The organism is Microbacterium testaceum StLB037 (genome assembly GCF_000202635.1).
Taxonomy (GTDB): Bacteria; Actinomycetota; Actinomycetes; order Actinomycetales; family Microbacteriaceae; genus Microbacterium; species Microbacterium testaceum_F.
This window is the reverse complement of sequence record NC_015125.1, coordinates 1341066-1361497: the sequence shown is the minus strand read 5'-3', so window position 1 is coordinate 1361497 and position 20432 is coordinate 1341066. Positions and strand designations below refer to the sequence as shown.

Annotated in this window: 17 protein-coding genes; 10 read left to right on the top strand and 7 right to left on the bottom strand. The window is 72.0% G+C overall.

Annotated elements, in window-relative coordinates; translation table 11 throughout:
* Positions 1–149: 149 nt before the first annotated feature.
* The 10 genes from MTES_RS06255 to MTES_RS06210 are packed head-to-tail and all read left to right on the top strand — an operon-like array spanning position 150 to position 13182.
* Positions 150–1202 carry an ABC transporter permease gene (locus MTES_RS06255; protein ID WP_013584374.1) on the top strand — a complete coding sequence of 351 codons (1053 nt, stop codon included), beginning with the start codon at positions 150–152 and terminating at the stop codon, positions 1200–1202.
* Complete coding sequence (locus MTES_RS06250; protein ID WP_013584373.1) at positions 1202–2149, top strand: ABC transporter permease; 948 nt, start codon at positions 1202–1204, stop codon at positions 2147–2149. Before MTES_RS06255 ends, MTES_RS06250 begins: the two co-directional genes overlap by 1 nt.
* Entirely contained in the window at positions 2146–3834 is a 1689-nt protein-coding gene (locus MTES_RS06245; RefSeq protein ID WP_013584372.1) for a dipeptide ABC transporter ATP-binding protein, read from the top strand. Before MTES_RS06250 ends, MTES_RS06245 begins: the two co-directional genes overlap by 4 nt.
* A gap of 8 nt (positions 3835–3842) precedes the next feature.
* Positions 3843–5456, top strand: coding sequence for an ABC transporter substrate-binding protein (locus MTES_RS06240; RefSeq protein WP_013584371.1), 1614 nt, complete (start codon positions 3843–3845; stop codon positions 5454–5456).
* A 26-nt stretch (positions 5457–5482) separates the two neighbouring features.
* Positions 5483–6682 (top strand): LLM class flavin-dependent oxidoreductase, encoded by a 1200-nt coding sequence (locus MTES_RS06235; RefSeq protein ID WP_013584370.1) that lies wholly within the window; start codon positions 5483–5485, stop codon positions 6680–6682.
* A gap of 15 nt (positions 6683–6697) precedes the next feature.
* The gene (locus MTES_RS06230) at positions 6698–8056 is read left to right on the top strand and encodes an NtaA/DmoA family FMN-dependent monooxygenase (protein ID WP_013584369.1); all 1359 of its coding nucleotides are present in this window, start codon (positions 6698–6700) and stop codon (positions 8054–8056) included.
* A gap of 14 nt (positions 8057–8070) precedes the next feature.
* Positions 8071–8940, top strand: coding sequence for a DUF1684 domain-containing protein (locus MTES_RS06225; RefSeq protein ID WP_013584368.1), 870 nt, complete (start codon positions 8071–8073; stop codon positions 8938–8940).
* Positions 8937–10058 carry an LLM class flavin-dependent oxidoreductase gene (locus tag MTES_RS06220; RefSeq protein WP_013584367.1) on the top strand — a complete coding sequence of 374 codons (1122 nt, stop codon included), beginning with the start codon at positions 8937–8939 and terminating at the stop codon, positions 10056–10058. Before MTES_RS06225 ends, MTES_RS06220 begins: the two co-directional genes overlap by 4 nt.
* Positions 10055–12082, top strand: a complete 2028-nt coding sequence (locus tag MTES_RS18410) for an MFS transporter (protein ID WP_013584366.1) — start codon at positions 10055–10057, stop codon at positions 12080–12082. Before MTES_RS06220 ends, MTES_RS18410 begins: the two co-directional genes overlap by 4 nt.
* Complete coding sequence (locus tag MTES_RS06210; RefSeq protein ID WP_013584365.1) at positions 12079–13182, top strand: FAD-dependent oxidoreductase; 1104 nt, start codon at positions 12079–12081, stop codon at positions 13180–13182. The genes MTES_RS18410 and MTES_RS06210 overlap by 4 nt, the downstream gene beginning before the upstream one ends.
* A 104-nt stretch (positions 13183–13286) precedes the next feature.
* On the opposite strand, the gene MTES_RS06205 is transcribed toward MTES_RS06210, so the two are convergent.
* The 7 genes from MTES_RS06205 to MTES_RS06175 all read right to left on the bottom strand — a co-directional run bounded on the left by MTES_RS06205 (position 13287) and on the right by MTES_RS06175 (position 20354).
* Positions 13287–14762 (bottom strand): protein adenylyltransferase SelO, encoded by a 1476-nt coding sequence (locus MTES_RS06205; protein ID WP_013584364.1) that lies wholly within the window; start codon positions 14760–14762, stop codon positions 13287–13289.
* 8 nt (positions 14763–14770) lie between these two features.
* Positions 14771–15286: a GNAT family N-acetyltransferase gene (locus MTES_RS06200; protein WP_013584363.1), complete on the bottom strand. Its 516-nt coding sequence runs from the start codon at positions 15284–15286 to the stop codon at positions 14771–14773.
* Positions 15287–15353: 67 nt separating this feature from the next.
* Positions 15354–16355 (bottom strand): ABC transporter substrate-binding protein, encoded by a 1002-nt coding sequence (locus MTES_RS06195; RefSeq protein WP_013584362.1) that lies wholly within the window; start codon positions 16353–16355, stop codon positions 15354–15356.
* 293 nt (positions 16356–16648) lie between these two features.
* On the bottom strand, positions 16649–17431 hold the full coding sequence (locus tag MTES_RS06190; RefSeq protein ID WP_013584361.1) for an amino acid ABC transporter ATP-binding protein: 783 nt from the start codon (positions 17429–17431) through the stop codon (positions 16649–16651).
* Positions 17428–18462, bottom strand: coding sequence for an amino acid ABC transporter permease (locus MTES_RS06185; protein WP_013584360.1), 1035 nt, complete (start codon positions 18460–18462; stop codon positions 17428–17430). Before MTES_RS06185 ends, MTES_RS06190 begins: the two co-directional genes overlap by 4 nt.
* Before the next feature lie 260 nt (positions 18463–18722).
* The gene (locus MTES_RS06180; protein ID WP_013584359.1) at positions 18723–20000 is read right to left on the bottom strand and encodes a M20/M25/M40 family metallo-hydrolase; all 1278 of its coding nucleotides are present in this window, start codon (positions 19998–20000) and stop codon (positions 18723–18725) included.
* A 3-nt stretch (positions 20001–20003) separates the two neighbouring features.
* Positions 20004–20354 (bottom strand): carboxymuconolactone decarboxylase family protein, encoded by a 351-nt coding sequence (locus tag MTES_RS06175; RefSeq protein ID WP_013584358.1) that lies wholly within the window; start codon positions 20352–20354, stop codon positions 20004–20006.
* Between the last annotated feature and the right edge of the window lie 78 nt (positions 20355–20432).

Below are 20432 nucleotides of genomic sequence, written 5' to 3'. Positions count from 1 at the left end.
GACCTCGCGTGAAGACGGACGACGGTCGATGACGGTGCACGACATCACGTTTCGCCCCGTTCGACGTGCTCGGGGCGTGCGACGCAATCTCTCTGTGGGTGCCGACGGATACCGCCGCGGCACCTCCGCCCCGCAGAGAGGACATCCGCATGAGCACGCCCACCGCGTCCCGCGTTCTCCTCGCCCGTTACATCGTCTCCCGGCTCGCCCAGGCCGTCCTCGTGCTGTGGGCGGCCTACACCCTGTCGTTCCTCGTGCTGTACGCGCTGCCGAGCGATCCCGTGGCGCTCTTGGCGGGAGGGGATGCCACCGACATCTCGCCCGCGCAGCTCGACGACCTGCGTCAGCGCTACGGGCTCGACCAACCGCTCTGGGTGCAGTACCTGCTGCACCTGCGCGGCATCCTGTCGGGTGACCTCGGCACCTCGATCTCGACCGGCCGTCCGGTCGCCGCGGTCATCGGCGAGGCGATCCCGCCGACGGCGCAGCTCGCCGGTCTCGCGCTCGTCGTGGCGGTGCTGCTCGGCGCGGGCATCGCGATCGCCGCGACCTTCACCCGCTCGCGGCGCCTGTCGGCCTTCCTGCTCGGGTTGCCGCCGCTCGGTGTCGCTGTGCCCTCGTTCTGGCTCGGACTGGTGCTGATCCAGGGGCTGTCCTTCCAGATCCCGCTGTTCCCCGCGATGGGTGACAAGGGCTTCGTCTCGCTCGTCCTGCCGGCGATCACGCTGGCGATCCCGACGAGCGCCGCGATCGCGCAGCTGCTGTCGAAGAGCTTGGCGACGACGCTCGGCGAGCCCTACATCGACACCGCGTGGGCGAAGGGCGCGACCAGGGTGCGCGTGCACCTGGCGCACGCATTGCGCAATGCCGCTCTCCCCGCCCTCACGGTCACCGGTCTCGTGGTCGGGCAGCTGCTGTCGGGGACCGTCGTGACCGAGACGGTGTTCTCGCGGCCGGGCATCGGCCGGGTGACCGCGCAAGCGGTGCAGCAGCAGGACGTCCCGGTCGTACAGGGCATCGTGCTCTTCGCCGCAGCCGTCTTCGTGCTCACGACCCTCGCCGTCGACCTCGTCTACCCGCTCCTCGACCCGCGCATCGTGCTGAGCTCCGGCTCCCCGCGCCGCGCCCGTCGTCGGGCGGCGGCTGTTCCCCGGACCGCGGATGCCGACGCCTCCGCGCCCCTCGAGAAGGTGGTGATCTGATGTCCGAGACCGTGGCCCTCGTCTCCGAACGGGCGCAGACGTCCGACGACGTCTTCGCCGCGACCGCCGCCGACCGCTTCGAGGACGCCGTCGTCGCGCGCGGCGCCGGGGAGCCGGCATCCGGTCGCCCGCGTCTTCCGTCGGTCGTTCGACGGCCTCTCGTGGCGGCCTCGATCCTGTGGCTGCTCATCGTCGTCGTGGCGGCCCTCTGGCCCGCGGTGCTCGCCCCGGGCGACCCCCTCGGTGGCACGCCCGCCGAGAACCTGCAGCCGCCGTCGTGGGGGCACTGGTTCGGCACCGACCAGCTGGGTCGCGATCTCTACACCCGCGTCGTTCACGGCACGGCCCTGACCGTGTCGGCCGCCGCGATCGCGGTGGGTGTGGGCGTGGCCGTGGGGTCGGCGGTGGGGCTGGTGAGCGGGTTCGTCGGCGGGCGGACGGATGCCGTCCTCATGCGGGTCGCCGACGTGCTGCTGGCGATCCCGGGGCTGCTGCTGTCGCTCGCCGTGATCACGGCCTTGGGATTCGGCACCGTCAACGTCGCGGTCGCCGTGGGGATCGCCAGCGTGGCATCGGTCGCGCGGGTCCTCCGCTCGGAGGTGCTGCGGGTGCGCAGCGCCCCGTACATCGAGGCCGCGCGCGCCTCGGGCAACGGGTGGACGGCGGTCCTGCTCCGCCACGTGCTGCCGAACGCGATCGCGCCGGTCCTCGTGCTCGCGGTGCTCGAGTTCGGCACGGCGATCCTCGCCGTCTCGGCCCTGAGCTTCCTCGGTTACGGCGCACCGCCGCCCGCCCCCGAGTGGGGCGCCCTCGTCTCGGGCGGCCGTGACTATCTGCGCACCGCGTGGTGGCTCACCGCTCTCCCCGGTCTCACGATCGCCGTGACCGTGCTGGCCGCCAATCGCCTCTCGCGGGGCCTCGACGCGGACGGACGGGCACGCCGATGAGCCTCCTCGAGATCGACGGCCTCGCGGTCGCCTACCGCACCGCGCGCGGAGACATCGACGCGGTGCGCGAGGTGAGCCTCGCGGTGGAGCCGGGGGAGACCGTCGCCATCGTGGGGGAGTCCGGATCGGGCAAGTCCACGACGGTGCACGCGATCATCCGCCTGCTGCCCGCGGCCGCGCGCATCCGCGCGGGGGCGGTTCGTTTCGACGGACAGGACCTCGTCGCGGCATCCGACCGGCGACTGCGATCCGTGCGCGGGCGCCGCATCGGCTTCGTGCCGCAGGATCCGACGGTCAGCCTGAACCCGGTCGTGCGCATCGGCGACCAGGTCGCTGAAGTGCTGCGCGCGCACGGTCTCGCCGACCGCCGCACCGCGGCCGTCCGTGCGGTCGAGGCGCTGGAGCGCGCGGGGCTGCCCAACGCGGCCGTCCGCGCGCGGCAGTACCCGCACGAGCTGTCGGGTGGCATGCGTCAGCGCGTGCTCATCGCGATCGCCATCATCGGCGACCCCGCCCTGATCATCGCCGACGAGCCGACGAGCGCCCTCGACGTCACCGTGCAGCGGCAGATCCTCGACCACCTCGACGTCCTGAAGCGCGAGCGCGGGGCGAGTCTGCTGCTCATCACGCATGATCTCGGCGTCGCGGCGGACCGCGCCGACCGCATCGTCGTGATGACGGAGGGACGCATCGTCGAGCAGGGGACGCCCGCCGAGGTGCTGGGTTCCCCGCGGCATCCGTACACGCGGCGACTCATCGCCGCGGCCCCGAGCCTCAACACGTCGACACCGGATGCCGCCGGCCTGCGCCGCGACGCCGCCGGCGGGCCGGTCCGCGTCGGGGTCGTCCGCGGCGGGCCCGTCCGCGGCGGCGACTCTCCGGCATCCGTCGTTCCCGTGCTCGAGGTGGACGGCCTCGTGAAGGAGTTCGTCCTCCCCGGCGGCGAAGCGGTGCAGCGCGCCGTCGACGGGGTCGGCTTCCGCCTCGAGCGGGGCCGCACCCTCGCCCTCGTCGGCGAGTCGGGTTCGGGCAAGACCACGACGGCGCGTCTGGCCCTGCGCCTGACCGACCCGACCGCGGGGAGCGTCCGCGTGGACGGCATCGACGTGACCGCGCTCAGCGGTCGGCCGCTGCGCGAGCTCCGGCGCCGGGTGCAGCTCGTGCAGCAGAACCCCTACGCGGCGCTGAACCCGCGGTGGAGCGTCGAGACGATCGTCACCGACCCGCTCCGCGCGTTCGGCGTCGGCTCGCGGGCCGAGCGGCGCCTTCGCGCCGCAGAACTGCTCGACCTCGTCGCGCTGCCCGCCTCCGCGCTGCGGCGTCGGCCGGCCGACCTGTCGGGTGGGCAGCGTCAGCGCGTCGCGATCGCCCGGGCGCTGGCCATCGAGCCGGAGCTGCTCGTGCTGGATGAGCCGGTGTCGGCCCTCGACGTGTCGATCCAGCACCAGATCCTCACCCTTCTCGCCGAGATCCAGCGCGAGAAAGGGCTCGGCTACCTGTTCATCTCGCACGACCTCGCGGTGGTGCGCCAGATCGCCCACACCGTGGGAGTGATGCGCCGCGGGCGTCTCGTCGAGATCGGCGACGTCGACCACGTCTTCACCTCGCCCGCCCACGACTACACCCGCTCGCTCCTGGATGCCATTCCCGGACGCTCTCTCCCGTCACTCACCCCTTCCGCCTGAGGAGCACCATGACCATCCGACGCACCACTTTCGCGGCGGCCCTCGCCGTGACCGCGGCCCTCGTCCTGACCGCCTGCGGGAGCACCGCCGCCGGCCCCGGCACCGCGGCATCCACCGAACCCGTCCAGGGCGGCGACCTGACGTTCGCGATCGCGAACGACCCGATCTCGCTGAACCCCTCCGGGACCGGCTCCGGCAACGACACCCTGTACGTCACCCGTCAGCTCGTGGACTCTCTGCTGTACCAGAACCCGGAGACGGGTGCCCTCGACCCGTGGCTGGCGACGTCGTACACCTCCAATGCCGACGCGACGGAGTTCACCTTCGCGCTGCGCGACGACGTGACCTTCTCGGATGGCACGCCGTTCACCGCCGCCAACGTCAAGGCGACGTTCGACGACATCGTCGCGGCCGGGGCTTTGAGCCAGGCGGTGAGCAGCTTCGTCGGCTACGCCGGGACCGACGTCGTCGACGCGCACACCGCCCGCGTCCGGTTCTCGGCGCCGAACGCCGCGTTCCCGAACTCCACGGCATCCGTGGCACTGGGCATCGTGGGGGACGCGACCCTCACGGTCCCGTACGACCAGCGAGCCGACGGGGCGGCGGTCGTCGGCAGCGGTCCCTTCACGCTGAAGAGCTACACGAAGGACACCGCGACGGCGCTCACCGCGCGTGCGGACTACGCCTGGGGCCCTGCGGCGCTCGGCAACGCCGGTCGCGCGCGCTTGGACACCGTCACCTTCCAGATCGTGCCCGAGGCGGGCGTGCGCACCGGCAGCCTCACCTCCGACCAGGTCGACGTGGCCGGCGGCATCCAGCCGGGCGATGTGGCCTCGATCGAGCAGGCGGGGTATCCGCTGGTGTCGCGGGGCAACCCCGGCGTCACGTTCGGGATCTCGTTCAACCTCTCGCATCCGATCGTCGCCGACCTCTCCGTCCGTCAGGCGATCGCGGCCGCGATCGACGCGAAGACCGTGCGCGACACCGCCCTCAATGACTCGTTCGCGATCGCCACGAGTGTCCTGGCGAAGAACACGCCCGGCTACGCCGACCAGAGCGCCGCTCTCGCGTACGACCCTGCTCGCGCGGGGAAGCTGCTGGATGCCGCGGGATGGAAGGCCGGAGCCGACGGCATCCGCGAGAAGGACGGCGCGAAGCTGCAGCTGAAGCTCTGGTGGATCACCAACTTCGGGCCCAACCAGACCTCCCTCGAGCTCATCCAGCAGGAGCTCAAGGCCGTCGGCGTCGACCTGCAGCTGCAGAGCGGTCCCGTGCCCGACTTCCTCGAAGCGCAGAAGAACGGCGACTTCGACCTCGTGTGGGGGAACCTCTCCCGCGCCGACGGCGACGTGCTGCGCACCACCTTCTCGAAGGCGACCACGCGATACCGCATCGACGACCCCGCCCTCGAGACGCTCCTGCAGCAGCAGCTCGCCACCAGCGACCCGACCGCGCGCGACGCGGTGCTCGCTCAGGCGCAGGCGCGCATCGCGAGCCAGGTGTACCAGATCCCGGTGCACGAACTCACCTCCATCCTCGGCACCCAGGAGTCGGTGCACGCGGTGAGCCTCGGCGCGGACTCGCGCCTGGACTCGCTCGTGGCCGCCTGGAAGAACGACTGACCCCGCCCACCCGCTAGGAGCGCATCATGATCTCATCGCATCCGTTCTCCCTCGGCGTCGCCCTCGAGGGCGCCGGCTGGCATCCCGCCGCGTGGCGCGAGCCCTCCGCGCGGCCCGGCGCCCTCTTCACCGCCGACTACTGGGTCGACCTCGTCCGCACCGCCGAACGGGGTGACCTCGACTTCGTCACCATCGAGGATTCGCTCGCCCTGCAGTCCGAGCGGTTCCTCACCGGCGACGAGCGCACCGACGAGGTGCGCGGTCGGCTCGACGCGGTGCTCATCGCGTCGCGTGTCGCCCCGCTCACGGAGCGGATCGGCCTGATCCCCGTCGCGACGGTGACGCACACCGAGCCGTTCCACGTCTCCAAGGCCGTCGCGACGCTCGACTACGTCAGCGAGGGCCGCGCGGGGTTCCAGGTGAAGGTGTCGGCGCGCGCCGATGAGGCCGCACACGTGGGCCGTCGTGCTCACCCGGGCGATGTCGCCGTCGATGACCCGGCGTTCCGCGCCTTCGTCGACGACGCGTTCGACGAGGCCGCCGACGCGGTCGAGGTCGTGCGTCGGCTCTGGGACAGTTGGGAGGACGACGCCGAGATCCGCGACGCCGCGACCGACCGGTTCCTGGATGCCGACAAGGTGCACCGCATCGACTTCGAGGGTCGCTTCTTCTCGGTGCGCGGACCCTCCATCACCCCGCGCCCGCCGCAGGGGCAACCGGTCGTGGCCGCCCTCGCCCACGCCGCGGTGCCCTACCGCCTGGCCGCCCGGGCCGCCGACCTGGTCTTCGTCACCCCCGCCGACACGGGTCACGCCCGCGGCATCCTCGACGAGGTGCGCGCGGCCGAGCGGGAGGTCGGTCGCGAGGGCGAGGCCCTGCGGGTCGTCGCCGATCTCGTCGTCCTGCTCGACGCACCGGGGGAGGCAGCCGAGGCGCGTCTCGCCCGTCTCGACGGCCTCGGCCGACCGCTCGTCTCCGATGCCCGGATCGTCGCCGGTTCGGCATCCACCGTCGCCGACGTGATCGACGACCTCGTCGCGGCCGGCTACGCCGGGGTGCGGCTCCGCCCGGGCGTGGTGACCGACGACCTGCCCCGCATCGCCGACGATCTCGTGCCCGAGCTGCGTCGCCGCGGGCTCGCCGCACCGTCGACGCACACGACCCTCCGCGGGCGCCTCGGCCTCCCCGTGGGCCTCCCCAGTCGTTACGCCACCCCCGTCGCCTGAAAGGACGAGACCACCATGACCGAGCGCAAGCGAATCATCCTCGCCGCCTACGTGGGCGGCGTGAACGAGCACACCGCCTGGGAGCACCCGGATGCCGGGAGCCAGATCGCGTTCTCGACCTTCCGCCACGTGGCGCAGACCGCCGAACGCGGCCGCTTCGACTACTTCTTCCTCGCCGAGGGGCTCGCGCTGCGTGCCCGCGACGGCCGGATCTTCGACCACGACATCGCCGGACGCCCCGACACCCTGCCGGTGCTCGCCGCGATCGCCGCGGTCACCGAACATCTGGGTCTCGTGGGCACGCTCAACGCCACCTTCAACGAGCCCTACGAGCTGGCCCGCCAGATCGCGAGCCTCGACCATCTCTCCGGCGGCCGCGCGGGGTGGAACGTGGTCACCTCGTTCGACGCCTACACGGGCGCGAACTTCCGCCGGGGCGGGTTCCTCCCGCACGCCGACCGGTACGTCCGCGCCGAGGAGACCGTCGCCACCGTCCGCGAGCTGTGGGACTCGTGGGCCGCCGACGCCATCGCGGCCGACAAGGACGCCGGGGTCTTCCTCCGCGACCCGCGCGCGGGGGAGTTCTCGCACCACGGCTCGCAGTTCGACATCGAGGGGCGCTTCACCGTTCCGCGCAGCCCGCAGGGCCGCCCGGTCATCGTGCAGGCCGGGGTGTCTCCGCAGGGCCGCGACTTCGCGGCATCCACGGCCGACGCGATCTTCTCGCCGTACTCGAGCCTCACGGACGGCAAGGCGTTCCGCGACGACATCCGCGAGCGCGCGGCCCGGTTCGGCCGCGACCCCGAGCACGTGAAGATCCTGCCCTCCGCCGGGTTCGTCCTCGGCGACAGTCGAGCGGATGCCGAGGAGAAGGCGCGACACATCCTCGAGCAGCAGCTCAGCGACCGCACCATCCGGGTGACGTTCGAGCAGGTGTGGAACCGCGATCTGTCGGCGTACGACCTCGACGGTCCCGTGCCCAACATCGATCCCGACCCCGAAGCTCCGGCCTTCATCCAGGGGCGCGCGTTCATCTTCCAGGACCGATTCCAGACCGTGCGTCAGTGGCGGGATCTGGCCGAGGAGCGCGGGCTCACGCTCCGCGGGCTCGCGCGCGCGGTCGCCCGCGGACCCCAGTACGTCGGCACTCCCGAACAGGTCGCCGACCAGCTCGACACGTTCGTGCAGGAGGGCGGAGGTGACGGTGTGGTCCTCGGCTCGCACGTCGTGCCGTCGGGGCTCGACGAGTTCGTCGACCGGGTCGTGCCGCTGCTGCAGGAGCGCGGGTCGCTGCGCACCGACTACGAGGGCACCACGCTGCGTGACAACCTCGGCCTCCCGCTGCCCGAAGCCGCTCTCGCGGCGGCCCTGTGAGCGGCGGCACGACGATGAGCATCACGACGCAGGCACCCCTCGACCGCGCGCAGTTCGCCCGCGACTGGGAGGACTGGCACCGCGCCCACGAGGAGCGCCGGGCCGACCCGCACGGCTTCCTCGCGGTGACGGCGCTGTTCTGGCTCGCCGAGAGCACGCGCTCGTTCCCCGGCATCCCGGGCAGCTGGCATACCTCCGCGGACGGTCCGGTCGTCGAGCTGGCCGAGGGGGAGTCCCTTCGGGTCGACGGCGCGACGATCACCGGCAGACATGAGTTCGGGCCGATCCCCGAGCGGGGCGGAGTGACGGTCGGCTTCGACGGAGGCGTCATCGAGGTGGCGCGCCGCGGCGGCCGCGACATCCTGCGTCCCCGTCGACCCGACTTCCCGTTCCTCCGGGCCTACGCGGGCACGCCCACGTACGTCCCGAACCCGCGATGGCGGGTCGAGGCGCGCTTCGTCCGCTACGCCGCTCCGCGACCGCACGAGGTGGGCGCGGCGGTCGGCGGACTGTCGCACGTGTACGAGTCGCCGGGGTATCTCGAGTTCGAGCTGCGCGGCGAGACCTTCCGCCTCGTCGCCTTCCCGGGGCACGTCCCCGGCACGCTGAACGTGCTCTTCACGGATGCCACGAGCGGCCTCACCACCTACGCGGCGAACCGCTCCCTGTCGGTCTCGGAACCGGATGCCGAGGGCCGGACGGTCCTCGACTTCAACCGCGCCGTCAACCTGCCGTGCGCCTACACCGACTTCGCGACCTGCCCGCTGCCGCCGGCCGAGAACCGCCTGCCGATCGGCATCGAGGCGGGGGAGAAGACCCCGCTCTCGCGAGCCCACGGCGGCGTCACCGCGAACGGCATCGAGCCCGAAGGAGACACCGCATGAAGTTCCAGCTGCTCGACATCATCCCGTTCTACGCGAACCCGCTGACCGGCGAGCAGGTGAGCCCGGCCGACCGCTTCGCGCAGACGGTCGAGGCGGCCGTGCGGGCCGAGGAGCTCGGGTTCGACGCGGTAAGCGTCGGCGAGCGCCACGCGGGGCGCTTCCTCTCGTCGTCGCCGACCGTGGTCCTCGGTGCGATCGCCGCGCGCACCTCGCGCGTGCGGCTGAACTCCGGGGTCACGGTGCTCTCGGTGCTCGACCCGGTGCGGGTCGCGGAGGACTACGCCACGATCGACCAGCTCTCGCGCGGTCGCGTGGAACTCACGATCGGCAAGGGCAACGAGGTCGCGCAGTTCCCGCTGTTCGGTCTCGAGATCGACGATCAGTGGGAGCTGCTCGCCGAGAAGTACGAGCTGCTGCGGGCGCTCTGGCGGACCGAAGAACTCGACTGGCCCGGCGGCGAATTCACCCGCCCGCTGCGGGCGACGACCACCCTGCCGCGTCCCTTCGACGGCCCGCCGCGCGTGTGGCACGGTTCCGCGACGACGCTGTTCTCGGCGGCACTGGCCGCGCGACACGGCGACCCGCTCTTCAGCGCCAACGCGATCCAGCCCCTGCAGAACTACGGCGTGCTCGTCGACCACTATCGCGACGAGTACGCCCGCCACGGGCACGACCCGCGCACGGCCTACGTCGGGGCGGGAGCGGGTGCGCTGTTCCTCGCCGACACGAGTCAGGAGGCGATCGAGCAGTACGGCCCCGTCTACGAGGCCATCGTCGCGGCGACCAACGTGCCGGGAAACAACACCCCGTTCCGCGACATCCACCACGCCGTCGCCGAGGGTCCCGCGCTGGTCGGCACCGCGCAGCAGATCATCGACAAGATCGGCACCTTCCATAACCGGCTCGGCCACGACCTGCAGTCCGTCAGTCTGCCGACGACCGTGCCGTTCGCGCAGCAGCTCGAGATCCTCGAACGCTTCGCGACCGAGGTGATCCCGGTCCTGCGCCGCGAGCTGCCGACGACGCTGTGGACGGATGCCGACCCGGCGGGCGCGCGCCCGTCCGGCGGCGCCGCGGAGGAGCGCGCTGCGCCGGCGCTCGCAGGCGCGGCGCCGTGACCCGAGCGGCGGAGAGCCCGCCGCCCGCCTCGGACCCGGTGGCCGCGAGGGCGGCGCTGTCGTGCTGCCTCGCCGCGGGCTTCGCCACGCTGCTCGACGCGACCATGGTCGCCTACACCGCGCCGACGGTCGTCTCGACTCTGGATGCCACGACCTCCGGCGTGCAGTGGTTCCTCGCCGCGTACTCGCTGACGTTCGGACTGGGGCTGGTGCCCGCGGGGCGTCTCGGCGACGCGTTCGGGCGTCGCGGGCTGTTCGTGGGGGGAATGCTCGTCTTCCTCGTCGGGGCGATCGCCTCCGCCCTCGCCCCGACGGTGTGGCTTCTCGTCGCCGGGCGCTTCGCGCAAGGCCTCGGGGCGGGCTTCATCAGTGCCCAGGTGCTCGGCATCATCCAGGACACATCCCACGGAACGGCTCGCGTGCGCGCCCTCGGCGCCTACAGCGCGGTCGGCGCTCTCGCCGCGATCGTCGGTCCGCTCGCGGGCGGCATCCTCTTGGCCGTGCTCCCGCCCGGGGTGGGGTGGCGCGCCGTGCTGCTCACGCCGGTGCCGTTCGCGGCCGTGGCGATCTGGCGCGGCCTGCGCTTCCTGCCCCGCTCGCGGCCCGCGCAGCTGACCGCCGGTCTCGATCTCCCGGGGATCGCTCTGCTCGGTGCCATCGTGGTCGCGGTGACCCTCCCGGTGATCGATCCCGGGATGCCGCCCGCCCTCGCTGCCGGCACGTTCGGGGCGGTCGCCGTCCTCGCGGTGGCACTGGTGGTGTGGGAGCGCGCGTACGCGCGTCGCGGACGACTGCCCCTTTTCGCCCCGGCCCTGTTGCGCTCCGGAGGGTTCGTGGCGGGCAACGTCGTGGCCCTGCTCTGGTTCGGGAGCCTGCTCGCCCTGTCGACCGTCGTCACCGTCTTCTTCCTGCAGGCCCAGCAGCTGCCGGCCCTTCTCCTCGCCGCGTGTCTCGTGCCCGCATCCCTCGCCCGGCTGATCACGTCGCGGGCGAGCGGGGCGATCTTCGCGCGATTCGGGTCGACGGCGATCCCGGCGGGCCTGGCCATCGAGTTCGCCTGCCTCCTGGCCCTGCTCGTGGTGACTCTCGTGGCGGAGTCCGGCGCGTTGTTCGCCGCGGTCGTGGCGATCCAGATCGCGATGGGCGTCGCCGGCGGCCTCGTCGAGCCGACCCTGCGGGCCGTCACCCTCGGGTTCGCCCCGCCGACCCTGCACGGGGTCGCGGCCTCGTTCCTCCAGCTGACCCAGCGCCTCTCGGCGACGTTCTTCGTCGCCCTCGCGACCGGAGTGCTGCTGGGCGCGGGCGCCGGACCGACCACGGGATCGTTGCGGGTCGCCATCCTCGTGTGCGCAGCGGCGGTGCTGGCGGCTCTCGCCGTGGCGTGCTGGTCTTCGCGCCGACGCGCGGCCGATGGCATCCCCTCTGGTGGCCCGACGGCGGGCACGGCGCTCGTGTTACCGGGCGTTTCCCCCTCTTCGGCGGTGCCGCACGGGCCGGACGATACTGACGGGATGACGGCGACGCGGGGCCCCTGGACCATCGAACGGGTCGCGTGGTCCGACGAGCGCGCGGTGGCTCTGCGTGCCGCGATGGATGACGAGATCTCGCCGCGCTACGCCGAGGTCTTCGCCTCGTTCGACGACGAGACCGCGGCCCTGCTCGCACAGGACTTCGCCGTCGACCCCGCCACGATCGTCGAGGTCGTGCTCGTCCTCGACGCGAGGGGTGAGGCGGTCGGGCATGCGGCGCTGCGCGCCCTGGGCGACGAGCTCGAGGTCAAACGCGTCTTCGTGCACCGGCACGCGCGCGGCGGCGGCGCCAGCCGTGCCCTGATGGCCGCGTTGGAAGACCTCGCGATCGAGCGCGGGGCAGCGCGGTTGATCCTGCAGACCGGTGACCGCCAGCCGGAGGCGATCGCGCTGTACGAGCGCATCGGCTACCACCCGATCGCCACCTTCGCGCCGTACGTGCGGTTCGCCGCTTCGCGCTGCTTCGCCAAGACGTTGACCCCGGTTCGCGCGTGAGCGCCGAGCAGGTCGACGTCGCCGTCATCGGCGCGGGCGCGATGGGCGCCGCGACCGCGTGGCACCTCTCGCGGCGCGGGGTGTCGGTGGAGGTGTTCGAGCAGTTCGAGCCCGGTCACGTGCGCGGCGCGTCGCACGGTGCCTCGCGCAACTTCAACGTCACCTACGACGAGCCCGACTATCTCGCCTGGTTGCGCGAGGCGCGGGTGCTCTGGCGGGAGCTCGAAGACGAGAGTGCGACGGCGCTCCTCGAGGTCACGGGCATCGTGAACCACGGTGGTGGCCGTGATCTTGCCGGCGCTGCCGCGGCGATCCGCGCGGGCGGTTTCGGTGCCGAGATGCTCGACGCCGGCGAAGCGGGGCGGCGGTGGCCCGGCATCCGCTTCGACGGTCCTGCGCTGTTCACCCCCGACGCGGGACGCCTGAACGCCGACGCGTCGGTCGCCGCGCTGCTTTCGCGCACCGTGGCCGCGGGTGGTCGCGTGCACGCGCGGACGCGGGTCGAGGATCTCGCGGTGCGTGACGACGATCGCGTGGAGTTCCGCGCGGTCTCCGACACCGGCGAGCGGGCGGTGCGGGCGCGGCGGGTGGTGGTGACCGCGGGCGCGTGGACCACGCGTGTGCTGGGGACGACGGATGCCGCGAGCGCGCTGCCCCGGCTCCGAGTCACGCAGGAGCAGCCGGCGCATTTCGCACCGCGCGACGTGACGGCGCCGTGGCCGGGGCTCAACCACCTGCCGGCGCCCGGCGGGGCGGAGACGGCGTGGTTCCCCGCGGGGATCTACGGCATGCTCACCCCCGGCGAAGGGGTGAAGGCCGGATGGCATGCGGCGGGGCCCGAGATCGACCCCGACCGACGCCGTTTCACGCCGGACCCCGACCTGACCGCGGCCCTCGTGCGGTACGCCCGCGAGTGGCTGCCCGGCGTCGATGCCGATGATTTCCGCGAGATCACCTGCACCTACACGTCGACGCCCGACTCGCGCTTCGTGCTCGACCGCGTGGGACCCGTCGTCATCGGCGCGGGGTTCTCCGGCCACGGCTTCAAGTTCACCCCGGTGATCGGCCGGATTCTGGCCGACGCGGTCGGTCGGGACTGACGGAAGAGGGCTCCCGCCGGGCCGGGAGCGGCGCCGCGCCATAGATGGGAGGGGGCATCGCCCTCTGCGTGTCGGCGCTTCCGAGGAGGCGATCGACCGGTGAGTCAGGTTCCGCAGTACGAGACGAACGGTGCCGCGGTCTCGGGTGGGATCGCTGCGAGCCGGTGCGCCAGCGGAGTGTCGTGCGCGGTGAAGGGGTCGCGCACGAGCTCGACCAGTTCATCGAAGGGGCCGAGGTCTCCCTCGACCGCTGCGGCCAAGACCTCCTCGACGACGTGATTGCGCGGAACGATCGCCGGGTTCGCGGCGTCGAGGCGAGCGGCATCGGGCCGGAGCGCGTCCCACCGGTCGGTCCACGCGTCGACCCCGGGCCGGGCGTGCGGAGGAAACAGATGCCGAACTCCGGACCGGTCACCCTGCGCCGCGGCCGAGAGGGCCCGCCAGAACCGGGGGAAGTCGGTCCGGTGCTCCGCGAGCAGCGCCAGAACGCTCCGTGCGGTCTGCTCCACGGTCGCGGCGTCGACGGTGGAGGCGAGGCCGAGTTTCGCGCGGAAGACACCGATCCATCGGACGCGGAAGATCTCGTCGAACCCGTCCACGATCCTTGCGGCGATCGCTCTTCCTTCGCTGCCGTCCTCGGCGAGCAGGGGCGCGAACGCCTCGCCCAGACGCTCGAGGTTCCACCGCATGATCTCGGGTTGACGTCCGTAGGCGTAGCGCCCGTGGTGATCGATCGAGCTGAAGACGGCGTCGGGGTCGTAGGCATCCAGAAACGCGCACGGTCCGTAGTCGATCGTCTCGCCGCTCACGAGAACGTTGTCGGTGCTCAGCACGCCGTGGACGAAGCCCGCGCCCATCCAGCCGGCCGTCTGCATCGCGACGGTGTCGACGATGAGGGTCAGCAGTCGATGGGAGGGGTGGGGATCGTCGGCCGCGTCGGGATAGTGACGCGCGATGACGAGATCAGCGAGGCGTCGAAGGACCGAGCGATCCTCGAGGCTCGCGGCGTACTCGAACGATCCGTAGCGGACGTGACTCCGGGCGGTGCGGACCAGTACGGCACCGGGGAGCGTCACCCCGCCGAGAGATCGCGGCGCGCCGGTCGCCGCGACGGCGAGCGCCCGCGTGGTCGGCAATCCGAGGGCGTGCATCGCTTCGCCGAGGAGGAACTCGCGCAGCATCGGGCCGACGGTGGCGAACCCGTCGACCCGCGACATCGAGGTGGGCCCGATGCCCTTTGCGTGGATGTCGCGGAGTACGCCCTCCGCGTCGCGCCGCTCGCCGAGCAGGGCGGCACGGCCGTCGCCGAGGATCGGGCGGAACCGGCCCCACTGGTGCCCCGCGTAGACCTGGGCGACGGGTGACGATCCCGCTGAGCGAAGACCGCCGGTGAGGAAGAGCAGACCTTCGGCGCGGCGGAACGCGTCGGGGTCGATTCGCAGGTCGCGAGCGAGACCGTCGTTCAGCGCCAACAGTCGCGGGTGCGGCGCGAGAAGCGGCTCGACCGGCCTCGAGAGTTCGGGCAGGCTCTCGGCCCACACCGACTCGAGCCGGGGAGGCGCGGGATCGAGGGCGACCACGGCGCGGCTCAGAGGTCGAACCCGAAAGCCCGGAGGTCGATGACCCGCCCGGGCTCCACCTCGACGGGGTGCTCGCGCTCGGTGAGACGGCGGAAGCCGAGCTTGAGGTACAGCGCGTGCGCGCCGAGCATCTCGGGACCGCTGTTCATGACGACCCGCCGCGCTCCCCGCGCGCGAGCGAGGTCGATGATGTGACGGGTGAGGGCCTCGCCCACCCCGCGACCGCGTGCGGCCGGCGCCACCGCGAGCTGCCGGAAGTCGAGTTCGCCCTCGCGCGCCAGCTCGGAGAGGCGCTCCCCGGGCCGAGGGACCCACACGGTCCCGACGATCTCGTCGGCCGAAAGCGCCACCCACACCTCGCCGTGAGCCAGGCGGCCGGCGACGTCGGCGAGCGAGGCGAGATAGCCGTCGGTGAGCCCGTCGTAGCTGTGGCGGTAGGCCTCCACGGTGACCCGACCGGCCTCGGCGTACTCGTGCGGTTCGACGAGGCGGATGGTCAGAGTCGATGGGGTCGCGGGGGTCATGGCATCCATTCTTCTCGGAGGGCGTGCGGCGTGGCCCGGTCGCGCACGACCGGGCCACGCGCGGGGGTCAGGACTTGGGGAGTCCCGGAGGGTTGATCTCGGAGGTCTTCACGCCCTCCGACTCGAGGCCCCAGGCATCGAGGACCTTCGCGTACGTTCCGTCGGCGATGTAGGCGTTGAGGGCGATGTTGACGGGCTCGATGAGGCCGTTGCCCTTCTTCGTCGCGGCGGCGATGTCGGCCGCGAGCGGCCAGCCGCCGGGGATGATGCCGACGAGCTTGGTCTGTCCGGTCTCACGGGCGGCCCAGGCCGCCGTCGCGTTGGGGCCGAAGGTGGCGTCGACGCGACCGGACTGCAGGGCGAGAGTGGCTGCGGCGTTGTCGTCGTAGTAGTTCAGCTCGGCGGGTGCCTTGCCCTTGGCCGCCAGCTCTTCGTTCCACTTCAGCAGCACCTTCTCCTGGTTGGTGCCGGAGCCCACGACGATCTTCAGGCCCGAGATGTCGTCGGAGCTCTCGATCTTCGAGATCGAGCTGTCGGAGCGCACGTAGAAGCCGAGCAGGTCCTGGCGGTAGCTGGCGAAGTCGTAGAGCTCCTTGCGCTCTTCGGTGACGGTGACGTTCGAGGTGATCAGGTCGTACTTCCCGGACTGGATGCCGAGGGGCCAGTCGGCCCACGCGACCACGACGGGGTTGTACTCCAGGCCGAGGCCCTCGGCGATGAGCTCGCCGAAGTTCGGCTCGGTTCCGGCGACGTCGGTCGCGGCGGTGGTGCCCTCGGGCTGGTAGCTGAGGGGTGGGACGAACGCGCCGATCGCCACGGTGAGCTTCCCGGGCTCGATCGGGGTGAAGCCGCTGGCCTTGAGGGCGGCGACCGCCTCCGGCACGGCGTGACCGGTGATGCGGGGGATCTCACCCGTGTCGGGGTTGGACCCGGTGCTGGCCGTGGGTGCGGCCGCGGCCTGCGCCTCGACGGGGCGGTTCAGGCCGATCGTGACGCCGACGCCGACGACGGCGACGAGGGCTGCGGCGATCACGCCGAGCGCGATGCCCTGCTTCTTGCTGAGTGCCATGCTGTGTCTCCTTGTGAGGGGTGGGGATGCCGCAACGCCGGGTCGCGTCACGGGGTCGGGGGAGGTGGCTGAGCCAGTCGATGCCACCGGGGTGGTGCGGGTCCGGTCCCTTCGACGGGCTCAGGGACCTCGCGCTGCGGGGGAGGTGGTGCGGGTCCGGTCCCTTCGACGGGCTCAGGGACCTCGCGTTGCGGGGGAGGTGGTGCGGGTTCTGGTCCCTTCGACGGCCTCAGGGACCTCGCGTTGCGGGGGAGGTGGCTGAGCCTGTCGAAGCCACCGGGAGGTCGCGGCCGTCAGCCGAGCACTTTCGCGAGGAACTCCCGCGTCCGCGGGTGCCGCGGGCGGCCGAGCACCTCGTCCGGCGTGCCCTGCTCGACGACGCGGCCCTGGTCGAGGAACACGACGCGGTCGGCGACCTCGCGCGCGAAACCGATCTCGTGCGTCACGATCACGAGGGTCGTGCCGAGCTTCGCGAGGTCGCGGATGACATCGAGCACCTCGCCCACGAGCTCGGGGTCGAGCGCACTCGTCGGTTCGTCGAACAGCAGCACCTGGGGCGTGAGGGCCAAGGCCCGGGCGATCGCGACGCGCTGCTGCTGACCACCCGAGAGCTGACGCGGGTAGGCGTCGGCCTTGTCGCTCAGGCCCACCCGGTCGAGCAGGCCGAGGGCCAGCTCGCGCGCGTCGTCCTTGTTCAGCCGCTTCAGGGCGAGCGGCGCTTCGGTCACGTTCTCGAGCGCGGTGAGGTGCGGGAAGAGGTGAAAGTTCTGGAAGACGATCCCCACGCGCGTCCGCCGGCGCAGGATCTCCCTCTCGTGCAACTCGTGCAGCTTGCCGTGACGCAGTTCGTAGCCGATGAACTCCCCGTCGACCGTGACCGAGCCGGCATCCACGGTCTCCAGGTGGTTGATCGTGCGCAGCAGCGTGGACTTCCCCGAGCCGCTCGGTCCGAGCAGCGCGACGACCTCGCCCGGCTGCACGGTGAGGTCGATGCCCTTCAGCACCTCGACGCCGTGGAAGCTCTTGTGCACGTTGTGGATCTCGACGAGCCCACGGGTGGCGGTGGCGACGCTCATGCGCCCGCTCCCTTCGCGGCGACCGGGTGCGTGGCATCCGTCGCTCCCGGGGGCGCATCGCCGAGGCGTGCCCATTGCGTGCTCACCCAGCGGCGGGCGCGCTGCAACGGTGTCAGGGGCAGGGCGCGCGCGGACCCGCGGGCGTAGTGCCGCTCGATGTAGTACTGCGCGACGCTGAGGATCGTGGTGATGATCGTGTACCAGACCACGGCGACGAGCAGGAGCGGGATGACGCGGCTGTTGCGGTTGTAGACCACCTGCACGGCGTAGAACAGCTCGGGGATCGCGATGACGAAGACGACCGACGCGCCCTTCACCAGTCCGATCACCTCGTTCGTGGCGTTGGGGACGATCGAGCGCATCGCCTGCGGCAGGATGATGCGGAACAGACGACGGGATGCCGGGATGCCGAGGGCCGCCGCGGCTTCGTGCTGACCGGGGTCGACCGAGACGAGCCCGCCGCGGATGATCTCGGCGGAGTACGCGGCCTGGTGGAGCCCCAGGCCGAGGATCGCCGCGGCGAAGGCGCTGACCAGTTGCACCGTGGGGAACTCCACGATCCAGAAGTCCGTCGTGAACGGGGTGCCGAGGCCGAGCGTCGGGTAGAGGTAGCCGAGGTTGTACCAGACGATGATCTGCACGACGAGCGGCACCGAGCGGAAGAACCAGATGTAGCCCCACGCGACCGAACTGACCAGGGGCGAGGGCGACAGGCGGCCGAGCGCGAGGAGGGTGCCGAGCGCGAACCCGACGACGGCCGAGATCGCCGTGAGGCTCAGGGTGTACCCGATGCCGATGAGCACGGGCTCCGCGAAGAAGTACTGCGCGAAGGTGCCCCACATGTACCGGTCGTTGGTGAAGAGGCTCCACACGAACTGCGCGACGACGAAGAGCAGCAGGGCGCTGAGGGTCCAGCGCCACCAGTGGCGGGTGGGGACGACGGCGATGGTGCCGAGGTCGACCTTGGCGGCGGGATTCGTGGCGGACGTGTCGATCGGGCGGGCGGCGTGGGCCGGCGCGGTGGTGGTCATGGCGTGCTCCTCGAGCGGCGGATCGGCGGTGAAGCCGGTGGGTGCCCGAAACGCTAAGCCGGGGCTTCTCCGCTCGCGACGCGACGTTTCACACGTCGCAACCGTCCGCCACGCTCCGCAAAACTCCGCCTCGCGGGGTAACACGCTCGCGCTGCGCGCTCGCTCGCGCTAGAAGGCGCCGGGTCCCTGAGCCTGTCGAAGGGACCGGATCCCCCCGGGGGCTTCGACAAGCTCAGCCCCCTCACGCGCCGGAAGCGCCCTCACGCCTCCCGCAGCAGCCGCGCCGTCACCCGCGTGCCGAAGTGCAGCGCCTCGACCGGTACTCGCTCGTCCGCGGCGTGGAACTGTCCGAACACGTCGAAGTCGGCGGGCACGCGCAGCGGGACGAAGCCGTATCCGCGGATGCCGAGCTCGGCGAGGTGCTTGTTGTCGGTACTGGCCGGCAGCAGGTACGGAACCACGGTGCCATCGGGATCCTCGGCGGTGATGGCATCCTGCAGCACGTCGATCAGCCGTCCGTCGGTAGGCGCCTCAATGGCCGGGATATCGCGCGCCCAGGTGATCTCGATGTCATCGTCGACGAGGGCCGCGAGCTGCTCGCGCACGGCCTCGGCCTGTCCGGGCACCACGCGCACATCCAGGGCCGCGCTCGCCGTCGCCGGGATGACGTTCGGCTTACCACCGGCCGTCAGCACGGTCGGGGAGGCGGTGTTGCGCATGCCCGCGTCGATGAGGGATGCCGCGAAGCCGAGGTCGTCGATCCGCCCGCCCGCGCGTTCCCAGGTCTCGACGAACCGTCCGAGCGTCGCCGTGCGGACCATGGGGAACGTGTGCGCACCGACCGCGGCGACGGCTCGCGCCACGCGGACGACGGCGTTGTCGGCGGTGGGCCGGGAGCCGTGGGCCGCGCGTCCTCGGGCCGTGAGGGTGGCGACGGTGACGCCCTTCTCCGCCGTGGCGACGAGGTAGGCCCGACGGTCCCCGGGCAGCGGGATCGAGAACCCACCCACCTCGCTGATGGCCTCGGTCGCCCCGGCGAAGAGCTCGGGACGGTTGCGGACGATCCAGCGCGCGCCCCAGACACCCCCGGCCTCCTCGTCGGCGAAGAACGCGAAGATGAGGTCGCGGCGCGGGACGATGCCCTCGCGCCGGAACGCCCGGGCGATCGCGAGGAGCATCCCCGCGAAGTCCTTCATGTCCACGGCCCCGCGGCCGTACAGGACGCCGTCATGGATCTCGGCCCCGAAGGGCGGGTACGTCCAGTTCTCCACCTCGACCGGCACGACGTCGAGGTGGGCGTGGGCGACGAGGGCACCGGCATCCGGATCCGACCCGGCCAAGCGCGCGATCACGCTCGCCCGCCCCGGAACGGGTTCGACGAGGGTCGTCTCGTAGCCCGCGTCTTCGAGCCGGGCCTGGACGAAGCGCGCGGCGCGCGTCTCGCCGTCGCCGATCGTCGAGGCCTCACCCGTGTTGACGCTGTCGATGCGGATCAGGGCGCGGATGAACTCCAGCGCTTCCGCCTCCAGGGCCGACACGGGTCAGTGCTCGTGGGGACGGGCGTCCTCGCCGAGCTTGAACGCGAGGCGGCCGTGCGCGTACCCGCCGCCCGCGCGGATCGCGGTGGCGACCCAGGCAGCCTCGGCCAGCTCGGCCTCGGTCGCGCCGGCCTTCACGGCGTTCTGCGAGTGCCCGTCGATGCAGTACACGCACTGCGTGGTGATGCCCACCGCCAAGGCGATGAGCTCGCGGTACTTCAGCGGGATCGCGCGACCCTCGGCGGCGAAGACGGCCTGATCGAACGCGGCGAACGCGGCCAGGATGTCGGGCGTCTCGGCCTTGTAGACCTTCGTGTAGGTCTTGTCGGCGGTGCGGTCGAAGTACTCGGACATGTGCTCTCCAGGTCGGTTTCGGCGGGACGGATGCCAAAGCCCCACCGTAACCACCGCCCTCTGGCGCGCGTCGGCGGG

Excerpts from the sequence above, each read along its gene's own strand:
- MTES_RS06185 (WP_013584360.1), bottom strand. The coding sequence starts at position 18,462 with ATGACCACCACCGCGCCGGCCCACGCCGCCCGCCCGATCGACACGTCC.
- MTES_RS06250 (WP_013584373.1), top strand. The coding sequence starts at position 1,202 with ATGTCCGAGACCGTGGCCCTCGTCTCCGAACGGGCGCAGACGTCCGAC.
- MTES_RS06190 (WP_013584361.1), bottom strand. The coding sequence starts at position 17,431 with ATGAGCGTCGCCACCGCCACCCGTGGGCTCGTCGAGATCCACAACGTG.
- MTES_RS06175 (WP_013584358.1), bottom strand. The coding sequence starts at position 20,354 with ATGTCCGAGTACTTCGACCGCACCGCCGACAAGACCTACACGAAGGTC.
- MTES_RS06235 (WP_013584370.1), top strand. The coding sequence starts at position 5,483 with ATGATCTCATCGCATCCGTTCTCCCTCGGCGTCGCCCTCGAGGGCGCC.
- MTES_RS06240 (WP_013584371.1), top strand. The coding sequence starts at position 3,843 with ATGACCATCCGACGCACCACTTTCGCGGCGGCCCTCGCCGTGACCGCG.
- MTES_RS06225 (WP_013584368.1), top strand. The coding sequence starts at position 8,071 with ATGAGCATCACGACGCAGGCACCCCTCGACCGCGCGCAGTTCGCCCGC.
- MTES_RS06230 (WP_013584369.1), top strand. The coding sequence starts at position 6,698 with ATGACCGAGCGCAAGCGAATCATCCTCGCCGCCTACGTGGGCGGCGTG.
- MTES_RS06255 (WP_013584374.1), top strand. The coding sequence starts at position 150 with ATGAGCACGCCCACCGCGTCCCGCGTTCTCCTCGCCCGTTACATCGTC.
- MTES_RS06200 (WP_013584363.1), bottom strand. The coding sequence starts at position 15,286 with ATGACCCCCGCGACCCCATCGACTCTGACCATCCGCCTCGTCGAACCG.
- MTES_RS06245 (WP_013584372.1), top strand. The coding sequence starts at position 2,146 with ATGAGCCTCCTCGAGATCGACGGCCTCGCGGTCGCCTACCGCACCGCG.
- MTES_RS06220 (WP_013584367.1), top strand. The coding sequence starts at position 8,937 with ATGAAGTTCCAGCTGCTCGACATCATCCCGTTCTACGCGAACCCGCTG.
- MTES_RS06195 (WP_013584362.1), bottom strand. The coding sequence starts at position 16,355 with ATGGCACTCAGCAAGAAGCAGGGCATCGCGCTCGGCGTGATCGCCGCA.